This window comes from Desulfurococcus sp. (assembly GCF_038881575.1).
GTDB lineage: Archaea > Thermoproteota > Thermoprotei_A > Sulfolobales > Desulfurococcaceae > Desulfurococcus.
Window position 1 is genome coordinate 64,579 of record NZ_JAVZPN010000003.1, and the last position, 23,989, is coordinate 88,567.

Annotated in this window: 26 protein-coding genes and 4 tRNA genes; 5 read left to right on the top strand and 25 right to left on the bottom strand. The window is 45.2% G+C overall.

The window, feature by feature from the left end; translation table 11 throughout:
• Positions 1-31: 31 nt before the first annotated feature.
• From amrB to QXV08_RS03850, 22 genes are all read right to left on the bottom strand, one after another.
• Positions 32-883, bottom strand: a complete 852-nt coding sequence (gene amrB / locus QXV08_RS03745) for an AmmeMemoRadiSam system protein B (protein ID WP_342786386.1) — start codon at positions 881-883, stop codon at positions 32-34.
• A gap of 98 nt (positions 884-981) precedes the next feature.
• Positions 982-1,629: a 30S ribosomal protein S2 gene (rpsB, locus tag QXV08_RS03750; RefSeq protein WP_342786387.1), complete on the bottom strand. Its 648-nt coding sequence runs from the start codon at positions 1,627-1,629 to the stop codon at positions 982-984.
• Positions 1,630-1,642: 13 nt separating this feature from the next.
• The gene (locus QXV08_RS03755) at positions 1,643-1,843 is read right to left on the bottom strand and encodes a DNA-directed RNA polymerase subunit N (RefSeq protein ID WP_342786388.1); all 201 of its coding nucleotides are present in this window, start codon (positions 1,841-1,843) and stop codon (positions 1,643-1,645) included.
• An 8-nt stretch (positions 1,844-1,851) separates the two neighbouring features.
• Positions 1,852-2,274 (bottom strand): 30S ribosomal protein S9, encoded by a 423-nt coding sequence (locus QXV08_RS03760; protein WP_342786389.1) that lies wholly within the window; start codon positions 2,272-2,274, stop codon positions 1,852-1,854.
• Complete coding sequence (locus QXV08_RS03765; RefSeq protein WP_342786390.1) at positions 2,271-2,723, bottom strand: 50S ribosomal protein L13; 453 nt, start codon at positions 2,721-2,723, stop codon at positions 2,271-2,273. Before QXV08_RS03765 ends, QXV08_RS03760 begins: the two co-directional genes overlap by 4 nt.
• A 5-nt stretch (positions 2,724-2,728) precedes the next feature.
• Positions 2,729-3,091: a 50S ribosomal protein L18e gene (locus QXV08_RS03770; RefSeq protein WP_342786391.1), complete on the bottom strand. Its 363-nt coding sequence runs from the start codon at positions 3,089-3,091 to the stop codon at positions 2,729-2,731.
• The gene (locus QXV08_RS03775) at positions 3,088-3,930 is read right to left on the bottom strand and encodes a DNA-directed RNA polymerase subunit D (protein ID WP_342786392.1); all 843 of its coding nucleotides are present in this window, start codon (positions 3,928-3,930) and stop codon (positions 3,088-3,090) included. Before QXV08_RS03775 ends, QXV08_RS03770 begins: the two co-directional genes overlap by 4 nt.
• A 26-nt stretch (positions 3,931-3,956) precedes the next feature.
• Positions 3,957-4,358 (bottom strand): 30S ribosomal protein S11, encoded by a 402-nt coding sequence (locus tag QXV08_RS03780; RefSeq protein ID WP_014768211.1) that lies wholly within the window; start codon positions 4,356-4,358, stop codon positions 3,957-3,959.
• A 13-nt stretch (positions 4,359-4,371) separates the two neighbouring features.
• A complete protein-coding gene (locus tag QXV08_RS03785; protein ID WP_342786393.1) occupies positions 4,372-4,884 on the bottom strand; it encodes a 30S ribosomal protein S4 in 513 nt (170 codons plus the stop codon).
• A 5-nt stretch (positions 4,885-4,889) separates the two neighbouring features.
• Positions 4,890-5,378, bottom strand: coding sequence for a 30S ribosomal protein S13 (locus QXV08_RS03790; RefSeq protein WP_342786394.1), 489 nt, complete (start codon positions 5,376-5,378; stop codon positions 4,890-4,892).
• A gap of 106 nt (positions 5,379-5,484) precedes the next feature.
• Positions 5,485-5,570: transfer RNA gene (locus QXV08_RS03795), tRNA-Ser, on the bottom strand.
• A gap of 109 nt (positions 5,571-5,679) precedes the next feature.
• Positions 5,680-5,991, bottom strand: coding sequence for a 30S ribosomal protein S10 (rpsJ, locus tag QXV08_RS03800; protein ID WP_342786395.1), 312 nt, complete (start codon positions 5,989-5,991; stop codon positions 5,680-5,682).
• A gap of 65 nt (positions 5,992-6,056) precedes the next feature.
• Positions 6,057-7,373, bottom strand: a complete 1,317-nt coding sequence (gene tuf / locus QXV08_RS03805) for a translation elongation factor EF-1 subunit alpha (protein ID WP_342788130.1) — start codon at positions 7,371-7,373, stop codon at positions 6,057-6,059.
• 154 nt (positions 7,374-7,527) lie between these two features.
• The gene (locus QXV08_RS03810; RefSeq protein WP_342786397.1) at positions 7,528-8,124 is read right to left on the bottom strand and encodes a 30S ribosomal protein S7; all 597 of its coding nucleotides are present in this window, start codon (positions 8,122-8,124) and stop codon (positions 7,528-7,530) included.
• A 53-nt stretch (positions 8,125-8,177) separates the two neighbouring features.
• Complete coding sequence (locus tag QXV08_RS03815) at positions 8,178-8,624, bottom strand: 30S ribosomal protein S12 (RefSeq protein ID WP_012609037.1); 447 nt, start codon at positions 8,622-8,624, stop codon at positions 8,178-8,180.
• Positions 8,625-8,646: 22 nt separating this feature from the next.
• The gene (locus tag QXV08_RS03820; RefSeq protein WP_342786398.1) at positions 8,647-9,093 is read right to left on the bottom strand and encodes a NusA-like transcription termination signal-binding factor; all 447 of its coding nucleotides are present in this window, start codon (positions 9,091-9,093) and stop codon (positions 8,647-8,649) included.
• A 6-nt stretch (positions 9,094-9,099) separates the two neighbouring features.
• Positions 9,100-9,414, bottom strand: coding sequence for a 50S ribosomal protein L30e (locus tag QXV08_RS03825; protein ID WP_342786399.1), 315 nt, complete (start codon positions 9,412-9,414; stop codon positions 9,100-9,102).
• A complete protein-coding gene (gene rpoA2 / locus QXV08_RS03830) occupies positions 9,407-10,627 on the bottom strand; it encodes a DNA-directed RNA polymerase subunit A'' (protein WP_342786400.1) in 1,221 nt (406 codons plus the stop codon). The genes QXV08_RS03825 and rpoA2 overlap by 8 nt, the downstream gene beginning before the upstream one ends.
• Position 10,628: 1 nt before the next feature.
• Positions 10,629-13,289 (bottom strand): DNA-directed RNA polymerase subunit A', encoded by a 2,661-nt coding sequence (locus tag QXV08_RS03835; protein WP_342786401.1) that lies wholly within the window; start codon positions 13,287-13,289, stop codon positions 10,629-10,631.
• Entirely contained in the window at positions 13,286-16,735 is a 3,450-nt protein-coding gene (locus tag QXV08_RS03840; protein WP_404990999.1) for a DNA-directed RNA polymerase subunit B, read from the bottom strand. Before QXV08_RS03840 ends, QXV08_RS03835 begins: the two co-directional genes overlap by 4 nt.
• 59 nt (positions 16,736-16,794) lie before the next feature.
• Positions 16,795-17,046: a DNA-directed RNA polymerase subunit H gene (locus QXV08_RS03845; protein WP_342788132.1), complete on the bottom strand. Its 252-nt coding sequence runs from the start codon at positions 17,044-17,046 to the stop codon at positions 16,795-16,797.
• A 124-nt stretch (positions 17,047-17,170) separates the two neighbouring features.
• A tRNA-Ala gene (locus QXV08_RS03850) sits at positions 17,171-17,244 on the bottom strand.
• Between the two features lie 151 nt (positions 17,245-17,395).
• Between QXV08_RS03850 and QXV08_RS03855 the strand changes: the two genes are divergently transcribed.
• The 3 genes from QXV08_RS03855 (at position 17,396) to QXV08_RS03865 (ending at position 21,124) form a co-directional block, all read left to right on the top strand.
• On the top strand, positions 17,396-18,580 hold the full coding sequence (locus QXV08_RS03855; protein WP_342788133.1) for an orc1/cdc6 family replication initiation protein: 1,185 nt from the start codon (positions 17,396-17,398) through the stop codon (positions 18,578-18,580).
• Between the two features lie 17 nt (positions 18,581-18,597).
• A complete protein-coding gene (locus QXV08_RS03860; RefSeq protein WP_342786740.1) occupies positions 18,598-19,167 on the top strand; it encodes a DUF99 family protein in 570 nt (189 codons plus the stop codon).
• A gap of 67 nt (positions 19,168-19,234) precedes the next feature.
• The gene (locus QXV08_RS03865; RefSeq protein WP_342786739.1) at positions 19,235-21,124 is read left to right on the top strand and encodes a phosphoenolpyruvate carboxykinase (GTP); all 1,890 of its coding nucleotides are present in this window, start codon (positions 19,235-19,237) and stop codon (positions 21,122-21,124) included.
• Positions 21,125-21,161: 37 nt separating this feature from the next.
• Here the strand turns inward: QXV08_RS03865 and QXV08_RS03870 are convergent.
• Positions 21,162-21,235 (bottom strand) — tRNA-Lys (locus QXV08_RS03870).
• Between the two features lie 91 nt (positions 21,236-21,326).
• Between QXV08_RS03870 and QXV08_RS03875 the strand changes: the two genes are divergently transcribed.
• Positions 21,327-21,399: transfer RNA gene (locus QXV08_RS03875), tRNA-Gln, on the top strand.
• Between the two features lie 95 nt (positions 21,400-21,494).
• Here QXV08_RS03875 and QXV08_RS03880 read toward each other — a convergent pair.
• Positions 21,495-22,850, bottom strand: a complete 1,356-nt coding sequence (locus QXV08_RS03880) for an aspartate aminotransferase family protein (RefSeq protein WP_342786738.1) — start codon at positions 22,848-22,850, stop codon at positions 21,495-21,497.
• Positions 22,851-22,905: 55 nt separating this feature from the next.
• A complete protein-coding gene (locus QXV08_RS03885; RefSeq protein WP_342786737.1) occupies positions 22,906-23,112 on the bottom strand; it encodes a hypothetical protein in 207 nt (68 codons plus the stop codon).
• Between the two features lie 138 nt (positions 23,113-23,250).
• Between QXV08_RS03885 and QXV08_RS03890 the strand changes: the two genes are divergently transcribed.
• On the top strand, positions 23,251-23,989 hold a 739-nt coding region (locus QXV08_RS03890; RefSeq protein ID WP_342821410.1), incomplete at its 3' end, for an alanine:cation symporter family protein.

Genomic DNA, 23,989 nt, shown 5'->3' on the forward strand with positions numbered 1-23,989 from the left:
TACTTAAGCCAGCATATTAGCTTAGCGTTCACTAAATATAAAACTTTAAAGCAGCATAACCAACTACGTGTGAGTAATCCCCGGAGGTGTCACCACTTGTCGCGTATTTTAATAGCTGGGCTTTTCCTCCCAATATTTTAGTGTATTCCATGAGAGTCATTATTCCCCCTGGTCCGCAGATACTTATGTCATTGCGCAGTATCACATTGTATAATCCATCGGTGTCGAGCTTGAGTATTCTATCTATAGCCATTGAATCCTTCCTACTTGTCTCTTCATGGGGTTCGTAATGATTGAAGTCGCTACTTGCTATCACTATTATTCTCTTACCAGTTGCCATGGATGCTTTATGTATCGACTTCGCTAGATCCCTCGCTATATCTGGTGTATGGATACCTATAACTATCGGGGTTATTTTCACATCCCCGCCATATGTGTACACTATAAATGGTAGTTGGACCTCGATTGAGTGCTCCTCTAAATGGGCATATTCATCAAACTCAGCGATTTCACTATTCTCCACAATAAGTCTTCCAACCTCATCGTCTACAACAAGGTCTCCGAGGGGAGTCCCCCATACTCCTTCAGGATACACTGAAACAGGTCTTCCAAGACCTGTGTGATTTGTACCAAGTATCACTATGGTATCAGGCTTCTTGTTTAAAGCCATATCAAAGTAGACGTGTGCGGCTACAGGGCCACTGTAGATATAGCCTGCATGAGGGGCTACATAGCCTATTGAATTCATGGCCGAGGTATCTGAGGGACTTGGCGGCTTCCCGGGTCCGATCCTGTGTTTGAAAGACCATTCTATCACGCTTCTTAACTCCTCAGGTTTATCGGGATAAAAATACCCGGCTACTATAGGATTCCTCTTCTTCAATCTACTCCCCTTGAATAATAACTATTAACTACGAGTTAAATACCTTGAAGCATTATGGAATAAGCCTGGAAATATGGTCCTGGATGCCTATGAAAAATTTAGAGGGATGCCTCGAAATCGGTTGGCTGCTCAGGTAGCTCAGCGTTCGGCGGTATAATACCTTTCTCACGCAGTATTTGACGCGTTAGTATCCAGTATATTAGGGCCAGGCTCTTCCTACCCTTATTGTTCCCGGGTATTATGAGGTCTACATAGTCAACCCTGTTGTCGGTATCTGCTAAAGCTACTATCGGTATACCTGTTTCAGCGGCTTCCTTAAGGGCTTGTACATCAGACCTCGTATCGGTGATCACTACTACATCTGGTTCGAAGTATATCTTAAGACTTGGGTTAGTGAAGGTTCCCGGTAAGAATCTACCTACGAATGGCTTACATCCCACATACTGACACATCTTCTGAACCGGTTTCCTTCCATACTGTCTTACTGAGACAACGGCTATTTTCTCAGGCTGATATCTAGCGAGGAATTTCCCAGCTATCTTCAGTCTATCATCTATTTTCCTTACGTCCAGTATATATAATCCATCGGATCTAACCCTGTATACGAATGGCTCCATGAACTTCGTGCATATATGAGTGCCTATGTGCACACCGGCTGATAAGTATTTCTCGATTGGTACGAGTAACTCGATTACCCCGCTCTCGGGTTTTGAAACAGGTGCTTCTCCTTCAGGTATATCACTCATTCACTACCACCTCCTACGAGATCTTAGGGAAATATAATATCTCCTTTGATATATCCGTGTATGATAAAAACATTCTCCTGCAGCAATACCTTTTCACACCGAGATCATCTAATACTTTAGCCGGGTTCTCATCGTTCTCGACTCTTTTAATATACTCCTCCCATAAGTGCCCAATGGGCTTACCACAGGTGAAACATCTAACCGGGAATAACAAGATCCCACCTACCTATAGCTCTTCTGCCATCTCCTTCTAGCACTATATCTACCCCATTTCTTAGGCTCTGTCTGACGTGGATCACCGCTTAGCATGTGCCTATCATATTCTTTAAATAGGGACTTCACCTCATCACTGTTAAAGAACTCAACTAATCCCCTTGCAATAGCTATTCTAACAGCCTCAGCCTGGCTCATGTAGCCTCCACCGTGTACATTAACCCTTATATCTACTGTTTTTGCTAGGTCACCTATTAGTAATAGTGGCTCCAGTATCTTCATCTTGGCCAGCTCGAACGGGATGAACTCTGCTGGTACGTTGTTTATCCATACTCTTCCAATCCCGGGTTTTATCACAGCCCTAGCAATGCTTGTTTTTCTCTTGCCTGATGAAACAACTATTTTTATCTTATCGCTAACTGTCTGGCTCACTTCTTAACACCCCTCCACCCTATGGCTTTCGCTACCTCCTCTAAGTAAACATATCTATTACGGAGCCTGGAGACTGAGGCTTCGGGGAACTGTATGAAGGCGATATTCTTCATGTTACTTGGTACACCTATGTATACTCTGAGCCTCTTAAAAGCATCTCTCCCCTTCGGCTTATCTATCGGTAGCATTCCCCTCACAGTCCTCTTAAATATATTGGCCGGGGTTCTAGGCCTCCTGACACCCTTGGTCTCTGGGTTGTAGTGGGTTTTAACCCTGAATAATATCTTATAGCCCTCCAACACCCTGTTTTTCTCACCACTTACCACGGCTTTCTCAGCATTAACCACTATGACTCTATATCCCTCGAGCAACTTCTTGGCAATAATACTCGCTAAACGCCCCAATATCTGGTTCGATGCATCTATGTAGAGTACTTTCTCCTCGCTCATCAAGCTCACCCAATTATCTTGATGTTGCTTCCGGTGGGATTCTCCTTAACAAGATCGAGGATAAATATTGCTCTTCCACCACTCTTCACTATTTTCTCAAGTGCCGTCTTTGAGAATCCGAATGCTGCCACGGTAACCGGGTGATCTATATTACCTGCACCAAGTACTTTTCCAGGCACTACTACAACGTCCCCAGGCTTACTGTATCTATTTATCCTGCTGATATTCACAGCCCTCCTTCTACGGGTTGGCTTGGATAATTCCTCAGCTATACTACTCCATATCGGTGCATTATTTATAGAGGCTTGCTTCCTCAACTCCTCTATCGCTTTCCTTAAAACTATATTTGTTTTCCTCAGCCCGCTCATACAGCGACACCATTCCTTCTCAACTCATCTATGAAAGCATCTAGTTTTCTACTTAGAATGTTTATTGCCTCTATTAAAATATTTCTAGCATTCAGAGCTCCTGTTAGCTCTAGATAGAAGATATACTCGTTCTCCCTCCATGATATCTTCACTGCTTGGGTGGGGCATATGTTTTCACATAGCCTGCAGAATGTACATTCAAGTATTTTATCCTCTTTAACCCTTACCGAGTTGTTGTCTGCCTCGAATATATTCTTCGGGCATGCATTAACACACCTAGAACACTCGGTCCCCTTGCATTTCTCACTATTGAGGGTTATCACTGGAATATATTTATGCACGGCGACGGAGACCGGGCTCCATTTTATATGCTCTTTTCCCCTTCCAAGCCTAGCATATGCTTCAAGCCTTATGTTCTGATCCTTGATAAGCTTCAATATTGGTATTTCACCGTAGACGGGTACAACATCTGGGTCACTGCTAACAAGGTCTCTACTATATACTGTTAAAACACCCTTCTCAGGCCCGCTTGCCTCCAGCCTTAGGGTTACGAAGCAATCCTGCGAGAATATCCCCCTATCACCGGCCTCTGCACACTCCTCGGGAGGCTTATACTTGTTTAATGCTTCATTGCTTTTTAATGGTATTAATCCAAGCCTGTGCGATATGTATTCATCATAGAAGACACTCGAGTTCTCTGTTATAACCACGTAGTCTACAGCCATTGTGGGAACTTCCGATAATATTGTTCTTCTCAGCGAGTTAACGAGGTGTAATGGTATATCCCTTAAATATAGCTTAATAGTAGAGGGAGTTTTCTCAAGTATATCAATATGCAAGCTGGAAAACACCCGTTTCTACCCTTCTATAGCCTCCTACCTCTCCTACCGCCAGGCCTCCTTGTGGTATCATGCGGTATTGGCGTCACATCCTCTATTCTACCAATAATGAAGCCTGCTCTGGCCAGAGCTCTAATAGCTGCTTGAGCACCTGGCCCAGGAGTCTTAGGGCCGTGGCCTCCCGGAGCTCTTACTTTTATATGTAGCGCAGTGATACCTTTATCCATTGCCTGGGTTGCAGCCCTTGCCGCGGCCATCATTGCTGCATAAGGGCTTGGCTTCTCTCTATCTGCCTTTACAACCATTCCACCGCTTATTCTGCTCACAGTTTCTGCTCCGCTTATATCTGTTATATGTATCATTGTGTTATTGGGGCTACTGTATATATGTGCTACGCCCCACTTGAGCTCTCTCATTGAGAAAGCCATTTTTCAACCACCCCTATGCCTGCGCCTCTTGACTTATCCTTTGCTTTAATGGGCTGAAAGGGTAGTAATCAACCAGTGGCTCCTCATCAACTGTGACTATTCGGCCAGGTGACCTCACTCTTCTACCCCCTATTGCTATGTGTCCGTGGACAATTAATTGCCTGGCTTCATGAAGGGTCTTCGCTAACCCCTTCTTATACACTATGGTCTGAAGCCTTCTCTCCAGTAGATCCTCTATTTTCAAGTTTAACACATCATCCAGCCTGGCTCCTTCCTTGAGTAGCCCTAGTTTTATCAACCTGTTTAAAAGGGCTTTCTCTTCCTTCTCACGGATTTCAGGAGGTGCTGCTAATAGGGATCTCGCTCTGTGCCTATAATACCTCACTATGGTCGCGGCCTTCCATAGCTCCCTCTTATTCCTTAACCCATAGGTACCCATCAGCTTCATTTCATACATTAATATATCGCGACGCCATGGATGCCGGGGGCCTTCATACGATTTCCTTGGTTTACGTGGGTCACCCATCTAATTCACCCCTCTGTCTTCTTGCTCTGCTGTTGCTGTGTGGCTTTCTTCTTCCTCACACCAACGGTTACGCCTGTTCTACCTGTCGTCCTAGTCCTCTGGCCTCTGACTTTCAAGCCCAGGGCATGCCTTATACCGCGCCAGCTCTTTATGCGTTTCTCTCTTTCAATATCCTCCTTCACATAGTATATTAGGTTGGCACCAGTTAAGTGGAGGTTCTGGCCTGTTGCGTAATCCTTCTGCCTATTGTAGATCCATGATGGAATACCGTATTTACCAGGGTTGCGTGCAACCTCTTCAATACTCTTAACCACGTCATCGCTTAGGAAACCAACGCGTTCCTCAGGGTTTAACCCTAGTATCCTACATATTGCTAGACTAAATGTATAGCCCAAGCCCTTTACTTCTGAGAGGCCGTAAACTAGTGGAAGCTCTCCATCGACATCGGTTTCCAGCAATCTAACTATCTGTCTAAAACCCTCCCTTTCACTCAACTTCTTCACCGGACTTAACTCGATAAGCATATACATAACTACTCAACATAATTAACTGATAACGGTTTTTAAAGCTTAGCTTTAAAACACTTTTTCGAGTTAGAGGCGCCGGGGGCGGGATTTGAACCCGCGCGCCCCTTTCGGGGCACTGGCTCTCCAGGCCAGCCCCTTAGACCGCTCGGGCACCCCGGCTCATATCTATGATAAAAGCGTTTCAGGCTTATATTTCTTAACAGGATTAACAGGAGGAAACTGGTTCACAGGATAAATGGGTTGATCCCTTTTTAAAACACCGTTAAAACTATATCTCTATCTCCATCCATATCTCAGGAGGAATTCTAACCCTTATCAACTGCTTCATTACTCTTTCATCCTCGGCTATGTATAGTAGCCTCTTATGTATCCTCATCTCCCATTTCTCATACTTTTTCTTCCCCTCTCCATGCGGTAGCTTCATCGTCCTAATTCTTAGTTTTTTAGTTGGCAGTGGTATTGGGCCATTCATTTTAACACCTGTCTTCTTCACTATATCTGTTATCTTACCCACGAAGTCGTCTAGTACTTTTACATTGGTGCTCCAGATCTTTATTTTAACCATCCTTGCCGTGGACATCTTGATCAACCTTATACTTGTAAGCATTCTTGAAAACGTAATGTGTAGGATTCAGGCTTAAAAAACTATTTCTTGATGTTGACTTGTGCCGGCTTGATCTCGAGTACCTGTCCAATGCCAATTGTCTTACCCATGTCTCTCATGGCAAATCTTCCGAGGGCTGGGAAGTCAGCGTATTTCTCCACTACGAGTGGCTTTATCGGTTTGAATTTAACTATAGCTATGTCTCCCTGCTTCAGGAACTGTGGGTTCTTCTCGATCTCCTTACCTGTCCTGGGGTCGATCTTTGAAATTATCTCGGTTATCCTGCATGCCACGCTGGCTGTGTGGACATGTATCACTGGCGTGTATCCCACGGCTATCGCTGTTGGATGCCACATTATCATTATTCTCGCGGTGAATTCATCGGCAACTGTTGGGGGAACATCAAGGGATCCAGCCACATCACCACGTTTAACATCCTTCTTCTCGATGCCCTTCACATTGAACCCGATATTGTCGCCGGGCTCTGCTTTCTCGATCTTAGTGTGGTGAGTCTCTATACTCTTGACTTCACCGATTAGCCCGGGCGGCATGAATACTACTTTATCGCCGACCTTAAGTACACCAGTTTCGACTCTTCCAACAGGTACGACACCGACACCGGAGATACTGTATACATCCTGTATTGGTATTCTAAGTGGTTTATCAAGCGGCTTGGGCGGTACTGTTAGTGAGTCTAATGCCTCTACTAGTGTTGGACCATTATACCATGGCATGTTGGGCGAACGCTCAATCAGGTTTTCGCCTGTCCACGCTGACACCGGGATGAATGGTATCTTGGATACATCGTAGCCCAGTCCCTTCAGGAATTTACTCAGGATTTCCTTAATCTCGTTGTACCTCTTCTCACTGTATGGTGGCTCGGTTGCATCCATCTTGTTTATGGCCACGATTAGCTGGTTTATACCCATGGTCCTAGCTAGTATGGCGTGCTCACGGGTCTGGCCCTCGGCACTCATTCCAGCCTCGAACTCTCCTTTCCTGGCACTTACAACTAGGATGGCTGCATCGGCTTGGCTTGCGCCGGTAATCATGTTTTTAACGAAGTCTCTGTGACCGGGTGCATCTATGATGGTGAAGAAGTATTTCTTGGTCTCGAACTTCATGTATGATAGTGAAATAGTGACACCGCGTTCACGCTCTTCCTTCATTCTATCGAGTAACCAGGCAAACTTGAAGCTTTCCTTACCCATTTTCTTTGCTTCTTCCTCAATCATCTTCACGGTTTTTTCATCGAAGTAGCCTAGACGATAGAGTATATGCCCTGTCATAGTGCTTTTTCCATGGTCTACGTGCCCGATTATCACTATGTTTAAATGCGGTTTCTGAGGCGCGCTCACGTTCACCACCTTTCTTATTTATCTACATTAACATGTCTAACTAGTTTAATAACTTTCAGGGTGTTTATAAAGCATTTCTCCTGCCAGTAATTATCTCCGTCCTTGTTTACGCCAAGGAGATGGAGGAAGTATCTGGGCGAATAATTTAAAAACGCTATCTACTGCTTAACGCTATCCTCTCGATTTCCTCCTTCTTCTGAACAGCATAGCTCTTTGGATCGTTTGATGCAGCTAATACTATTTCCTCCGCTAATGCCTCCTCTATGGATATGGGGTTGCGGAAAGCCTTTAACCTAGCTCCCTCGGTTAGATGTCTTAGTGCTAGATCAATTCTCCTTAAAGGCGCTATATCAACTGAGACATGGTATGTTATCCCACCATACATTATCCTGGTTGTCTCCTCTCTAGGGGCTGCGTTCTCTATTGCCCTCACCAGTACTTGTAATGGGTTTTCACCTGTTTTCAGATATATGAGTTCGAATGATTTCTTCACAATGTTGTATGCGAGGTGCTTCTTACCCATGTTTCTACCTGGTCGCATTACCTTGTTTATTAGCCTCTCGACGATGGGTACTAGTGCTTTCCCAAAGCGTTTATGCTCATGTCTGCCGCCGGAGTGGGGTAGGTAAACTGGTTTTAGACAAATGTATTTTTTCAAGCTGGGGTCTCTTACCTCTATAAAGTCATAGCTCCATTTATTGAACAACTTTATTTCGCCAATCAACATCTCCCTGGTCTGCATCTCACTCATACATAAACACCTTCATTATCCGATATCAGGGCACGAGTTTAAAACCTGTAGCATCATCTCACAGGCTTCTGTTTTTTCCCAAGCCATAAAGCCTTGAGCGAGACACCGTTAACCATTACCACCTTATATCTTACGCCTGGGATGTCTCCTAGTGATCCTCCTAGAGGGCCACCAATACCCTCTATTATTACCTCATCGTGTTCATCTATATAGTTTACTCCGCCATCCCATGGCACGAATGCCGTAACAACCTTACCGTTTTTAACTAATTGCACCCTTACACATTTTCTTACAGCTGAGTTCGGCTTACGTGACTCTATACCCACCTTCTCCAAGACTATTCCTCTAGCCATGGGTGCTCCTTCCAATGGATCCCTTAGCTTACCCATTTTCCTGAGCATTCTCTTCTTGAAGTCTCGCTGGCTCCACCTGAATTTCAATCTCTTCTCTTCCAGTTTCCTAGCGGCATACAACCCGCTTGGGCCTTTTTTACCGGGCATCTTCTCCCCTCGCTTAACCGTGTTACGCGATAATCACTGAATCTATATTAAAATGCCTTTTTAAAATAAGTTTAGCCCTCTGAACGTTTTTACCGTTTTTACCGATGGCTATCCCTTTATCCGCTGGATCCACTGCCACGTAGAGGATCTTGCTACCATCAGGTCTTGTTGAGAGCTTTATCTCCTTTATCCTGGCTGGTGATAACGCGTATCTGACTTGCTCCTCGAGGTTATTGCTGTAGCCAACTATCTCTATGTTTTTATTAAGTATCTTCCTCAGCCTCTGGACGAAGAAGCCTTTGGGCCCTATCGCCTTTCCCACATCCTCTGGGTTTACTAGGAAGATCACCCTGTTGTTATCCTCCTCGATAATACAATCCCTTACCACAGCACCCGTGAGCTCGTTTAATAACGTCATATAGCGGAATTCCTCAGGCGTTATTTTCACCTGTGGCTTCTCGTCACTCATCTACTTCTACACCTCTCCAGTAAAGTCAAGTATGTTTGATTGCCCCGGATCGATCACAGCTATTGAGGTAATACTATGGGGACGCCCCAGAAGGGTGCCCAGCTCTATGCTTGTTCCAGGGAACATTATAACGGGGATGCTGCTTAGCTTCGCATAATATATTAGATCCCTTTTTATCTCCGGGGGAGCGTTGGATGCTATGATTACTGCTTTAGCCTTCCCGTGTAGAACTAGTCTTCTGACTTGCCTACTTCCATACACAATTTGCCCTGTCTCAGCAGTCGTTCTTATCGCTTTAAGCAGGTCAACCTGGCTACTCATTCCTATCACCTTTGCTGCCAGCCTCGGTCTTTAATAGGCTTGGAGTCATATAAATCTGAACCATACCAGTTCCTACAGGTATTGTTTGACCTATTATAATATTTTCTGTAACGCCATATAAACGGTCTTCCTCACCAGTAGCCGCTGATTCCAGGAGTTTTTGAACAGTCATCTCGAATGTAGCCCTGGCTAGTACGCTTGGCTTTTCACCGGCGACACCCATTCTACCAATCTGCCTCACATGCCCGGTCCACGTCATCATATCGGCTAGAAGCATTATATGCCTTATATCTACGTCTAAACCCTGGTCATCAAGTATCTCCTTGATCTCCTTGATTATAGCTTGCCTAGCGGCCTCTATACCGAGCACTCTTTCTATCTCATGTATATTATTAGTATACACCCTTCTCCAATCCACGCCCTCTATCCGCATTATTTCCTCAAGATTACTCCCCTCAGATATTATCACGTATTCATCGCCGCGTTTCTGGATTATTACCTTACGTATCTCCTTTATACCCTTCAGATGCAAACTGAGAAGTTTGTTTCTCAGCTTCTCTAGCTTACTGTAGTCGAGGTATTCCTCCCTAAGTGATATTATTACCTCGTATGGATCATCTCCTCTTGAAACCTCGCCTACATCTAGCTCCTTCAACTTCTCAATGACCACATCAATGCTTAACCCCTTATCCTCCAGCATCTCGGGATCCAGACGTACCGTTACTACACCTTCTATGAGGTCGATGTCTAGTTCCCTGGTGATGTTCTCTAGGTATGTTGACTCTATTTTTCTAGCTATCTCCCTAGCCTTCTCCTCGCTTCTCCTATATTCATCCACTAGATATATCTCCATGATAGGTGTTTCAGGCTTTTTCCTGGCGTCAACTATCTCTATGAGCCTGGGGAGACCGAGGGTTACATTGTATTCACGTACACCGGCATAGTGGAATACCCTTAATGTCATCTGTGTTGATGGCTCTCCAAGGCTTTGGGCGGCAATAGTTCCCACAGCCTCACCTGGCTCTATCAGTGAGGAATGATATCTCTCGATTACATGTTCTATAAATCTTTCCACAGTTTCCCTAGTTATCACGATCTTCCCAGCTATGTTCAGTAATTTATTACGTACTTCCTCATATACCTGCGGGCTAACGTTCTCCTTCAGTCTCTCCTCGAGGAGCTGTTGAATTTCCTCTATAGTTAAACCCTGCATCTTATAGTCCACCTCCAAATATCTTCTCAATGACTCTATCTACGTTAACGGATTTACCATGGTCGCTCTTCATCGGGTCAACACCGTCTTCACCATAGAGTAACTGGACTATCTCACCTGTGGTAAGGCGTACACTTCCATCATATTCTACTCTTAGGTCTTGTAACGCGTTTATTAAACGCCTCTGCATGTATCCAGACTGGCTTGTCCTGACAGCTGTATCTATCAGCCCCTCTCTACCAGCCGCAGCATGGAAGAACATTTCAACAGGATTCAACCCGTGTACAAACCCGCTTGCTATGAAACCCCTTGCCTCGGGACCCAGGTCTTCTGGCTTGAAGTGGGGTAGTGCTCTCCCAAGGTAGCCCCTTGTAAGGCGCTTTCCTCTTACTGTCTGCTGTCCAAGTAGGGCGGCCATCTGGGTCAGATTGACCGGGTTTCCTCTCGCACCGGTTCTAGCCATGATTACAACGGGGTTGACCAGTGTAAAGTATGGTGTTATCACCTCGGCAACACTGTCAAGTAGCTTCTTGGATAATATATCAATTATTTCATCTTCCAGTGTCTCCTCGACTGTCTTCCCTGGCCTTGCCAGTAGCTCTCCTCTCCTATACTTGGATATTAGTTCTTCGACCTCCCTCTTCTTTTCAGCTATTATCTCGCTTAACCGGTTTCTGGCCTCCTCTGGAAGCGTTAAATGAGTATAGCTCATCGTTAAGCCGTACTTCTCTGACATCCTTATAAACATCTTATAGACTTTATCCATGAACATTCTCCCGTAGTCTTCACCATACTCCTTTATAAGCCAGTGAACTAGGCTCTCAGGCTCCTCTCTCCCAATACTCGCCTTATCCAGTACGCCCTCAAGTAGTACGCCGTTCTTGATTATTACGAGGCTGTCGTTGGGGCAATCCTCATCGATACACCTTAATGCTGCAGCGCTTCCGATCTTCGAGTTTCTCTTGTAGTTGAAGTCCTTTGGGAGGAATAGTGAGACAAACTGTTTACCGGTCCAGAGAGCACGGGGCTTTAAGATTGCTGGCTCAGGTAACTCGCCCTTATAACCTGTCGAAGAGAGTAGGTCTACCACATCGTCTTTATCCAGTAGTGTAGTCTTGCTGGTGAGGATATATGCTCCACTTATATAGTCTTGTAGACCACCTATTATGGGGCCTCCGTAACGTGGTGTGAGAATGTGTCTCTCAACCAACATTAGTAGCCTTGCCTCAGCCCTGGCCTCCTCGCTCTGAGGTACATGTAAGTTCATTTCGTCTCCATCGAAATCAGCATTGTATGGTGGGCATACAAGCAGGTTCAGCCTGAACGTCTTATATGGTAAGACCCTTACAATATGAGCCATAACCGATATCCTATGTAATGATGGCTGCCTATTGAACAATACTATATCTCCATCCATTAAATGCCTCTCTACTATGAAGCCCGGCTCCAGTGATTCAGCAGCTGCCTTCCTATCCACGAATTTCAGGCTTATTTTCCTCCCATCTGGTCTCACTATGTAGTTTGCTCCAGGCCATTTCTCTGGTCCATTCAATACTAGCTTGCGCATTTCCTCAATGTTCCATGGTGTCACCCTCTCAGGTATTGTGAGTATCTTGGCAACGTCCTCGGGAACGCCGACCTCGTTTATGCTTAGGCTTGGATCGGGACTTATAACGGTTCTAGCCGAGAAATCCACTCTCTTGCCTCTTAAGTTATTCCTGAACCTTCCCTCCTTGCCCTTCAGCCTTTGTGCTATACCCTTTAATGTCTTTCCACTTCTATGCTTAGCAACCGGTACTCCTGGGACCTCGTTGTCGAAGTATGTGGTTATATGGTATTGAAGTAGCTCCCATTCATCCTCTATGATCGCGCTTGGTGCTCCCCCCTCAACATGCTCCCTGAGCCTGTTATTCGTCCTTATTATGTCAACAAGCTTATGTGTTAAGTCGTCCTCGCTTCTTATGCCTGTCTCTAAGAGTACTGATGGTCTCACGCTCCTAGGGGGTACTGGTAGTACTGTTAGAACCATCCATTCGGGTCTGGCATCCCTTGGGTCTCCGCCAAGTAGTTTTACATCGTCATCTGGTATCTTCTCGAGCCTTCCACGCACCTCGCTTGGTGTTAGCTTTAAGAGCCCTCTCTCAGTTTGCTCATAGAATGTGTGGGGCTTCTCTAGCTTTATCTTATACTGCTTGACACCACAGTGTGGACATGTATCCGCTGTGCTCGCCTTCCGCCTAATGTACTCGTGGAACCTCTTAATTAAGTAGGGTGCTCCGAGTTCCTGGAGATCGCTTAACAACCTCAGGTACTCGCCCTTCTCTTCCTCTGGTATCTTGAGTCTCCCGCAGTTTCTACATGTCGCCTTCAAATATATAAGTATCTGCTTTGCGAATCCAACGTGTATAACGGGTTTAGCTAGCTCTATATGTCCGAAGTGGCCTGGGCATGAATCCCTTGTATTACCGCAGATTGGGCATGTTTCACCGGGCTCGATAGCTCCTAGTCTCCTATCCATTACGCCGCCATCTATAGGGGAGCCATCGTTATCATATACCTCGGAGGAGAAAATCTGAGTAACACTTATCTTCCTTATCTCGTCTGGCGAGAGTATCCCGAATTTTATACGTGATATCTTATTGGTAACTATCTTCGAGCTCACTTACCACCACCTCTTGTAATGTCCTCAATTAGTAGACGAGGCCTTATCCCCATGCTCATTAACTCCTGAAGCAGTAGTTTAAACGCGTATGAGACTTCAATGGGTTTCAATACTCCTTTCTCCTTATGTATCGGGCACATGAATTTACCTTTGTTTCTATCATACCAACCCATCGAGCCGCATAGCTCGCATACATAAATTATAGTAGAGTCGCTTCTATCAGTTATAGCCTCCTTGAGTAGCAATGCAGAACCGTGCCCAATAAGGCAGTCAACCTCCATCTCACCCCATCTTAATCCACCGGCCCTTGAACGGCCCTCAGTGGGTTGCCTGGTCAATATTTGGACTGGTCCCCTGGCTCTGGCATGTATTTTATCGCTTGCCATGTGATGTAGTTTCTGATAATATACTATACCTATGAACACCGGTGTCTTTATTAGCTCCCCTGTGCGACCATCGTACATTGCTTCCTCGCCTGTGTACGGATAACCATGCCTCCTCAGTATTATCTGGAGGTCTTCTATAGGAGTCTTATAGAAGGGGGTTCCATCAATGATGCGTCCCTCGAGGGCTGCCGCTTTCCCAGCTATGCTCTCCATCAACTGGGCCACAGTCATTCTACTTGGAAATGCATGTGGATTAATTATTAGGTCCGGTGTTACGCCTTCCTCCGTGAACGGCATATCGTATTGAGGTAGTAACAAGCCGAGTACTCCCTTCTGTCCGTGCCTGGATGCAAACTTGTCTCCTAGCTCCGGTATTCTGAGATCCCTTACCCTAACCTTTATTAGCTTATTCCCCTCGCTATCCATTGTGATTAAAACGGTGTCAACTATACCTTTTTCCTCATGTCTCATGACTATACTTGTATCCTGGCGTGTGAGTCCCCCTACTTCGTATTCCTGGGCGCTGAGGAATCTAGGAGGGCTGACCTTACCTATTAATACATCCCCGCCTGACACCTGTGTTTCAGGGGCCACGATCCCGTCTTCCTCTAGTTTCTCATACGCTTTCTGCCCTCTATATCCCCTTACATTGGTTGCTGGGATAGTTATCTCGTCCTGTATTCCTCCAGGATACTTATACTCAACGGTCGTGTATAGCCTGAAGAACGTGGACCTTGCTAATCCCCTTTCAACACTACTCCTATTCATTATTAATGCATCCTCCATGTTGTACCCGGTATACGTTAAGACAGCGACCACCATGTTTTGCCCGGCTGGCCTCTCATTATAGCCTATCACATCCATCATTCGTGTCTCTACCAGTGGTCTCTGGGGATAGTGTAGGAAGTGTCCTCTTGTATCCATTCTTCTCTGGAAGTTCGCCGCGTATAATCCAAGGCTTTGCTTAGCCATTGCCGACTGATACATGTTTCTAGGACTCTGGTTGTGCTCTGGGTATGGTATAATCGAGGCGGTTATTCCAAGTATTGCGGGTATCCATATTTCCAGGTGTGTATGTTCAGCTGTGACATCACTGGGTTGTAACGCGATGTATGCGTTTTCCTCTTCATCTGGATCCAGATACTCTATTATACCTTGCTTGACGAGGTCTTCGAAGGTTAGTTTTCCTTCACTGAGTAATTTAACGTGCTCTCTTGTCAGCTTGGGTACTCCGTTTTCAACAACTATTAATGGTCTCCGTATCCTTCCAGAATCAGTGTTTACCACTACTTCCTTGATATATTTATTGCCTATGTAAGCTACATTGACTTCACTGCTTATTTTCCCGCTTCTCCTCAGCGATCTAATGGTTCTTGCTAATTCCTCTCCATCCTTATGGTAACCTATTAGTTTACCATTCAGAAATACCTTGCACCATCCGGAGTATTTCTCGCTTATTTCAGCGGCTTTGGAGACATCCTCGCTGATAATATCTATGAGACCCTTATGGATCTTCCCGTCTATAGTATGCGTTGAGACAATAGGTACTACGCCAACCCTGTATAGTAGTGCTTCAATCTCCTTGTCATCTATTCCAACACTAACATTAGTCATTAATGCCAGGTTTTTAACAAGCCCTATATTAGCCCCCTCGGGTGTTTCAAACGGGCACATTCTACCCCATTGCGTTCCATGTAGCTCTCTTGCCTCGAAGTGTGGCTGCCCCCTTGCAAGCGGGGAGACAACCCTCCTTAAGTGGCTCAATGTACTCAGCATGTTGGTTCTATCAAGCAGCTGGCTCACACCTGTCCTGCCACCAGGCCAGTTTCCAGTGGCCATTGCATGCTGGATTCTATCCGTTATTATGCTTGGCTTGAACACCATTTTTAAATCTATTTTCTTGGTTTTAGCGAGCTGTTTCTCTATTCCTTCCTTTATCTCTCTAGCGAAACCCATCATTGCAGCTCTTAGGAGCACTGCAAGCATGTCGCCGGCTAGCTTCAGCCTCTTGTTTCTATAATGGTCTTTATCATCCGGCTCCCTATAGCCTAGCTGTAGCTCTATTATCCTTGATATCATCTGCCCTATGAAGACGGCTTTCTTAAGCCTTGTTTCAGGAGAAGAGTCAATGCCTATATGTGGTAGGAGCCTTTCATCAAGGAGTCTCTGCGCTCTCAGTATTCTCTCTTCCCTGGGTCTCCCAATGATGAATTTCGAGGCAATGAAGTCTAGGGCCTCCTCTATAACCTTCCTCCTGTATTCCTCCTTGAGCCTCCTTACCTCCTCCTCACTAGCGCCCTCCGGTATCTCCAGTTTAGGGAGTATTTCCTGTACCTGGAGTATGGAGGGGAGTAGGTAGGTTTGTATCTCCGGCTTCAGGCTAGTGGAATATAGTATTTCCGCCTCGCTGGCGAGTCCCAGGGCGGTCATTAATATAAGGGCTGGGAACTTATGTCCTTGGAAACTAGCGTAGAAGACTCCATCCTTTCTTCTTTCAATAATTAATTGACTCCTCCGCCCTCTTGACACACTGGTTACCTTAGCTACATGTGTTACGCTGCTTCCCTCCTGCATGACATCGACGATGATATTGTTGCTTGCCAGATCCTCCTGGGCCACTATGACTTTCTCGCTTCCATTAATTATGAAGTAGCCACCGGGGTCTCTCGGATCCTCTCCATTCTCGATAAGCTCCTGTGGTGTTAGCTTACTTAATGGGTCTATGCTTGATTTCAACATTACGGGTAGATCCATTAGCTTCAGTTCCTGCTCCCTAGTGTAGCCGCTTTCATCCTCTATTCTTACTGATACATATATCGGGGTAGCATAGGTTAAATTCCTCAGACGGCACTCCATAGGGGTTTTAGACTCCTCTATCCCTTCTACACTGGTCCATTTAGGAGAATCTATCCTGTATTTCTCGATGACGAGTTTTATTTTATCCGTTATTCTTATTTCTTTGAACTCCTCGAGGATGGATGGAAGGAGCTCCTTTATAAACCTCTCGTAACTATCCAAGTGCTGTCTAACAAGCCCTTTTTCCTCGAAATACTTTCTCATTACAATCCATAAATCATCTGGTGACAGTGTTTCCTGACTACTAATATTCAATCAGGGATTCACCTCGTGACATCAACTATCACATACCTATAGGTAACGAACTCTCCGGCTGTAGGACTCTTCCTTATTATTCTAACAATGTCGCCTGGCTTTGCACCAATAGCTTTAATTACTGGATCGTTGATCGATATCCATGGGAGTTGCCATGGCTCCACGCCCAGCTTTTTCAATACCTCGTATGCCTCTTCTGGTGTTAGGGTTTCATGTTTCGGTACTAACTCGTGTTCCAGGATATTGATTTTCTTATTCATAAGCAAACACCCAAAGCCATACATGTTCTATACTTTTTCTAAACCTATTTCTAGAAATCGTTAAACGATTTTTAAAGATAATGCCCATTATATCAACTCATTTTTTCCACTATTGGGAAAAAAGTGGACCGGCCGGGACTTGAACCCGGGACCTCTCGGATGCCAACCGAGCGCTCTTCCAGGCTGAGCTACCGGCCCACTACCTCTAGATTAATGCTTCAAGGGGTTTTAAGATTTTCCTGGGCAGTAGCTCTCAGGGAAAAAATAAATATTTGAAAGGAGATATTGGATGTCTAGTACTATTTATAGCTACAGTGTTTAACTGCATCAAAGCTTATGGGTGTGTATCTTGGCTGATATCATCGACGAGCTCATTAGGAAGCGAGGATTTGCATCGAGGATATTTAGGAACAGAGAGGTCCTCCACCCAGACTACATACCTGATACTCTGCCCCACAGGGAAAACGAGATCAGGAGGCTTGCAGAGCATCTTCTTGTCTCCGCACAGGGTATGAGGCCCAGTAATGTCCTGATCTATGGTTTAACAGGTACTGGTAAAACCGTTGTAGTGAAGTATGTCGTATCCAGGCTTAAGGAAAAGGCATCATCATTAAATAAGAGGCTTGACTATGCTTATGTTAACACGAGGAAGCTTGACACAACATATAGGGTGATAGCTAGTATAGCTCAAAGCATCGGGTTAAGGGTGCCTCACACCGGGCTAGCGATAAGTGAAGTATATAGAAGATATATTAATGCGTTGGATAGCTGGGGAGGCCTCCACATAGTAGTCTTAGATGAGGTGGATTACTATGTTAAGCGTGAAGGAGATGATCTAATATACAAGCTTGTGAGAGCCAATGAGGAATTAAGCAAGGCTAAGATAGTATTGATCGGTATAACAAACGATGTTAACTTCATCGAGAACCTTGATCCAAGGGTTAGGTCTAGTATGGGGGAGATAGAGATGGTTTTCCCACCATATAATGCCGAGCAATTATTCACTATATTGAAGCAGAGGGCTGAACTAGCGTTCAATCAGGGCGTAATAGAGGATGGTGTGATATCATACTGTTCAGCCCTGGCTGCGAGAGAACACGGAGATGCCAGAAGGGCGCTGGATTTACTCAGAGTGTCCGGTGAAATAGCTGAGAGAGAGGGTGCTGAGAGGGTTACAATAGAGCATGTGAAGAAAGCAACCCTTGAGATCGAGGAGGGCAGGATATACCAGAGTGTTGTCACGCTGCCTCTTCACCAGAAGCTCGTGTTGAAGAAGATAGTGGAGCTCGTTGAGGGCAAGGGATCCACGACAACTGGGGAAGTATATACAGCATACTCCAATATGATGAGGAACCTTAAATACGAGCCGCTCTCTCTGCGCAGGATCAGTGAGATTATTTCACAGCTAGATATGATGGGGCTGATTATCTCAGAGGTGGTTAATAGAGGCAAATATGGTATCACGAGGATAATAAAGATAAGAAAGGATATGCTCCCAGTCATTAAGGATGCATTAAAGGATGTTGAAGCATAGTCCTCAAGTGTTTCATAATGACTAAACACTGTTGCATCATAGAGGCCTATGACGACGGGTTTTTCCCTCTCGAATTCAAGGGCGGGAAGGGAGATACCTTTATAGTAGGGGTTAAAACCAGTGGCTTCAGAGTCCTCGATATAGCTGTTTCAAGAGTCCTTGTCGACGGCGGGGAAACATATAAGAGGATAGTTGAGATGTCAAGGCTTCTAAATGGCGAACTCATAATGCTTGACGGTGTAACTTATGCAGGGTTCGATGTCGTAGATCCCTTTCTACTCCACAGCGAGACAGGGAAACCCGTTGTAGCGGTTCAACTATATCCCTTGAACCTTGAGAGAGTTAGGTCAGCATTGCTAAAGCATTTCCCCGATGGGGAGGAAAGGTTTAGGGTGGTGAGGAATTATTATAAGAATCTTATCCCAGTTGAGACGGCGTGGAGAATAATACAGATAATGGCTGTGGGGATAGATCCAGGCAGGGTAGTAGACGTCTTAAAGCATGTATGTATATATAGCCCTGAGCCAGAGCCCCTTAGAATAGCTGATAAGATAGCGTCCTCCCTCTCGAAACTATTCATCTCCTAGTCCAGGAGAACACGGGTTACATGTTTTATTAGTTTTGTAAAAATATATATGGTACGGGGGAACATATATGGATACTTACATGGAGGAAATGCTTACCCGTCTCTCAAGATATGCTGGCAGAGAGTCCATTGAGAAAATCTCGAGGATAAATAATAGAAAACTCATTGAATGGATTACAGAGACCGCGGAGCTCCTCGAGCCCAGCTCCATATTCGTTAACACTGGTACAAAAGAGGATCTCGAGTATATTAGGAGACGGGCTATTGAGAAAATGGAGGAGATACCCAGTAAATATAATCCACTCCACACGGTTCACTTCGATGGCGTGTTTGATTTAGCAAGGGATAGGGAGAACACCAGGATTCTCACTGTGGGTGGTACATCGATCTCAATGATTAATACCAGGGATAGAGAGGAGGGCTTGAGGGAACTTAGGGAGATATATAGGGGTATAATGAAGGGTAAGGAGATGTATATAGGGTTCTACTGCTTCGGCCCCAAGGATTCATCATTCACCCTCTACGGTGTCCAGGTAACTGATTCAGCGTATGTCATGCATAGTGAGAATATACTCTACAGGGTATGCTACGATGTATTTGTTGAGAAAGGCGAGTCGCTAAGATACATGAGGTTCCTCCATAGCGCAGGAGAATTAAACGAGTATGGATGGAGTAAGAATGTGTCAAGGAGAAGGATCTATGTGGATCTGTTGGAGAACATAACATATAGCGTTAACACCCAGTATGCTGGAAACACCGTGGGATTAAAGAAGCTCTCATTAAGGCTCTGCGTCTACCAGGGGTATAGGGAGGGGTGGCTCTGCGAGCATATGTTCATAGTTGGAGTTAAGGGGCCGGGTGATAGAGTATCATATTTCACAGGCGCATTCCCAGCTGGATGCGGCAAGACCTCCACAGCATTAATAGCTGACACCGTGGTTGGGGATGATTTAGCAATAATAAGAAACGTTGACGGTGAGGCAAGGGGGGTGAACCCTGAAGTAGGCATGTTTGGAATAATTGATGGAGTCAACCCCGTGGATGACCCCGAGATATATAGGATACTTACATCTAGGGATACAGAGGTCATATTCGCAAATGTCCTTCTAACAGAAGACGGTGAAGTATGGTGGAATGGTAAGACCAGTGAGCCCAGGAAGGGAATAAACTATGCCGGTGAATGGTGGCCGGGTAAGCTGGATGAAAAAGGTAGGCCTATACCGCCATCTCATCCAAACGCCAGGTTCACAACTAGTATATTCTACCTGAGTAAGGTTGACCCTAGGATAAATGATCCTATGGGTGTACCAGTTCACGGTATGATCTTCGGTGGAAGAGACTCAGATACATGGGTACCTGTGGAAGAGGCATTTAACTGGGTTCATGGAATAGTTACGAAAGCTGCATCACTGGAATCCGAGAGAACCACGGCTGTGCTCGGCAAAGCCGGCGAAAGAGAGTTCAATCCATTCGCTATACTGGACTTCCTCTCAATATCACCAGGGGACTTCGTAAACCTACACTTTAAATTCGGCGAGGAATTAGCCAGAGAGCCGAGGATATATGGTGTCAACTACTTCCTCAGGGATGATAAAGGAAGGTACCTGACTGAGAAAGTGGATAAAAGAGTATGGTTAAAATGGATGGAGCTCAGAGTAAACAATGACGTGGATGCATTGGAGGCTCCTACAGGCTTTATACCGTTGTATGATGACCTAGCTGAATTATTCAGGAGAGAGCTCAATAAGGAGTTTCCCGTGGAACTGTATGAGAAACTCTTCACGATAAGGGTGGGTAAGCACCTCGAGAAAGCAGAGAGAATATACAGGATATATGAGAAAATACCCGAAACACCCAGGTTATTCTTCGACACGTTATTAGAGCATAAGAGAAGACTGAAGCAGGCACTGGACAAGTATGGCTTATTGATCCCACCGTCCAAGTTAGACAGGAGATGAAAGGAAAAGATGGTTCACCGGTTTAAGGCGGGTAATGCGGGCCCGCCGGGATTTGAACCCGGGACCTACGGGTTAAAAGCCCGCCGCTCTACCAAGCTGAGCTACGGGCCCAACCATTTTCATGGAATATTGGACGGGGATTTTAAAAGTATTGCTTTAGGAATCTTTAAAACCCCTGGTACCCCTTAGTAAGTAATGAAGTAGCCGGGTCGTCTAGCGGCCAAGGATGCGGGGCTCTGGCCCCCGTGACCGGGGTTCGAATCCCCGCCCGGCTACCTCTCCGTTTTCCATTGTATTATTGAATACTAGTGGTTACCCGTCTAGAAATGTAAATATAAAAAGTGTTAAAGACACGCGTGTTTGGGAGATTTTACTCCCATGCTTTCATTTTATTTATTACATCATCCGAGACTCTTCCCTCTAACACATCCCTGATTGCCTCGTCTACAATGTTTATTCCAGCGTCAAGTTCCTCCCTTGATATCACGAGAGGAGGGGCTATCCTCAGGACATTACCATATTTACCGTAGGTCATCATTATCAACCCTTTCTCCCACGCCCTCCATATTATTTTAAGCGCTGTTTTCCTGTCAGGAATCTTCTGTTTCTTTTCCTTGACTATTTCAACCCCGATCATTAGTCCCCTACCCCTTACATCGCCGATTATTTCGTATTTTTCCTTCAGCTCATTCAACCTCTTTACAGCATAGTCGCCGAGTTCCCTGGCTTTCTCTACTAGGTTATGGCTCTTAATGTACTTGATGGTGGCTATGGCTGCCACGCAGGATAATGCATGTGCGGCTGAGGTGGCAAAGAATGTTTGAGGCGGCGCAGCATCCAGTATCTCGCTTCTACCGATGACAGCTGATATAGGCATACCTCCCCCTAGTGCTTTACCTAGGACTACTAGGTCTGGCTCCACGTTGAAGTACTCTATTGCCAGCCATTTACCTGTTCTACCCATGCCTGTCTGGACTTCATCATCTATAATTATTATCCCGTTTTCCCTGGCTAGCTTGAATACGCCTTTAACATAGTTCTCCGGGGGAACTAATACCCCGCCATCACCCTGTATGGGCTCCATTATTATGGCTGCAACACTGGACGGGTTAATCTTCTTCAGTACATCCTCTAGTTTTGAAAGGTGGTATTCACCGCATTCTCTAGGATCCTCTATATCACCGCATCTATATGTATCCGGGTACTCCACGAAGTACACGTCTTTAAACGGCATCGTTTTCCTGATCTCCTCCCTGAATGACCCACCTACAGCTATCCCGAGAGCTGTCGTCCCATGATATGAGTAAGTATACGATATCACGCTGGGTCTACGGGTATAGATGAGCGCGGCTTTAAGCGCTGTATCATTTGCATCCCCACCTGAGAGGCCAAACACAACTTTTTTCCTATGGTTTCCCAATGTGATTCCTGTAAGTAGCTCCGCTAATTCTATTGCTGGTTCATGATATAAATAGAGACAGTAATGTATGAATTTATCCAGGTGCTCCTTAACGGCTTTGATAACCTCCTCGTTACTATGTCCTATATTATATGTTGCGGCACTACTGAGGAAGTCTATATATTCTCTCCCATTTATATCCCATACCTTCGACGCCTTTGCCCTACTAACCACCAGGGGAAAGTACTTGAATCCCTGGCTAATTGAAACATACCTCCAGTATTTCTCTATGAGTTGAAGATCTTTTCCAGGGCTCTCATTATTCATTACATAACACCAGGAAATTCAAGTCTGCAACCCGGTATTGCGATGGATTCACCGGCTAGCTTTTCTTACTCGTGATCCATGCCACAATCTCAAGCACTAGAAGTATGGCCACTATGGTTATATGCGCCGGCCAATTAGATACTACTTCATTTATATTTGTCGAGAACCCTAGTGCTAGCAAGAGTATTGTTAACAGTATTAGCGATGAGACCCATACCATTAAACTAGCTATCGATCTCTGGTAAGTATTTTCTCCACTCATTTCCCATCCCCAAGTAGGATATTATACGGGAACACATATAAATATTTCTATATAATGTGGAAATATTTAAAAATAATACAATAGTATATAAACTATGGATTGATAGTAAAAACAAGAAATATGTGATGGGGATCTTAAGTGGGCGCACTTGAGTCAATAATCGAAGCAATAAACTTCTTAGATGGATTAGTATGGGGTCTTCCCGCGATAATAATATTGGCTGGAACAGGACTCTCAATAGCCATTCTCGGCCGTTTATTCCAGATAACCAAGTTCAAAGCCGTACTTAAGAACATGCTGTATAAGGGTACAGGTGGTAAGGGAGAGGTAAGTCCATTTGCGACATGGGCTGCAGTTATGGGAGCCACGGTTGGCGTAGGTAATATAGCCGGTGTCTCAACAGCTCTTCATTTAGGCGGTGCCGGCGCGCTCTTCTGGATGTGGATTTGCGCCATCCTTGGAATGGGTACTAAAGCTGTCGAGGCTACGCTGGGTGCTTGGTCTCGAAGAATTACGCCTGATGGGAGAGTTGAAGGAGGCACACCATACTATATAAGGCTGGTGCCGGTTGTAGGTCCAGCGCTTGCGGTATTGTTCTCAATATTCACATTCATCGCTGCGTATGGTATAGGTAACACTGTCCAAGCTAATAATGTGGCCCTTGGTGTTGAGTATATTGCTAAGGCCTATGGATGGGATGTTTTCCAAACAAGGTTGATCGCGGGTTTATTAATGTTCATATTTACAGCAATAGTAGTCATAGGCGGTGTCAAAAGGATCGCTGACGTGTCTAACTTCCTAGTACCATTCATGGCTACATGGTATATTGCGGCATCACTTTGGATATGGATAAAATACAGCAGTAATCTCCCGCTGG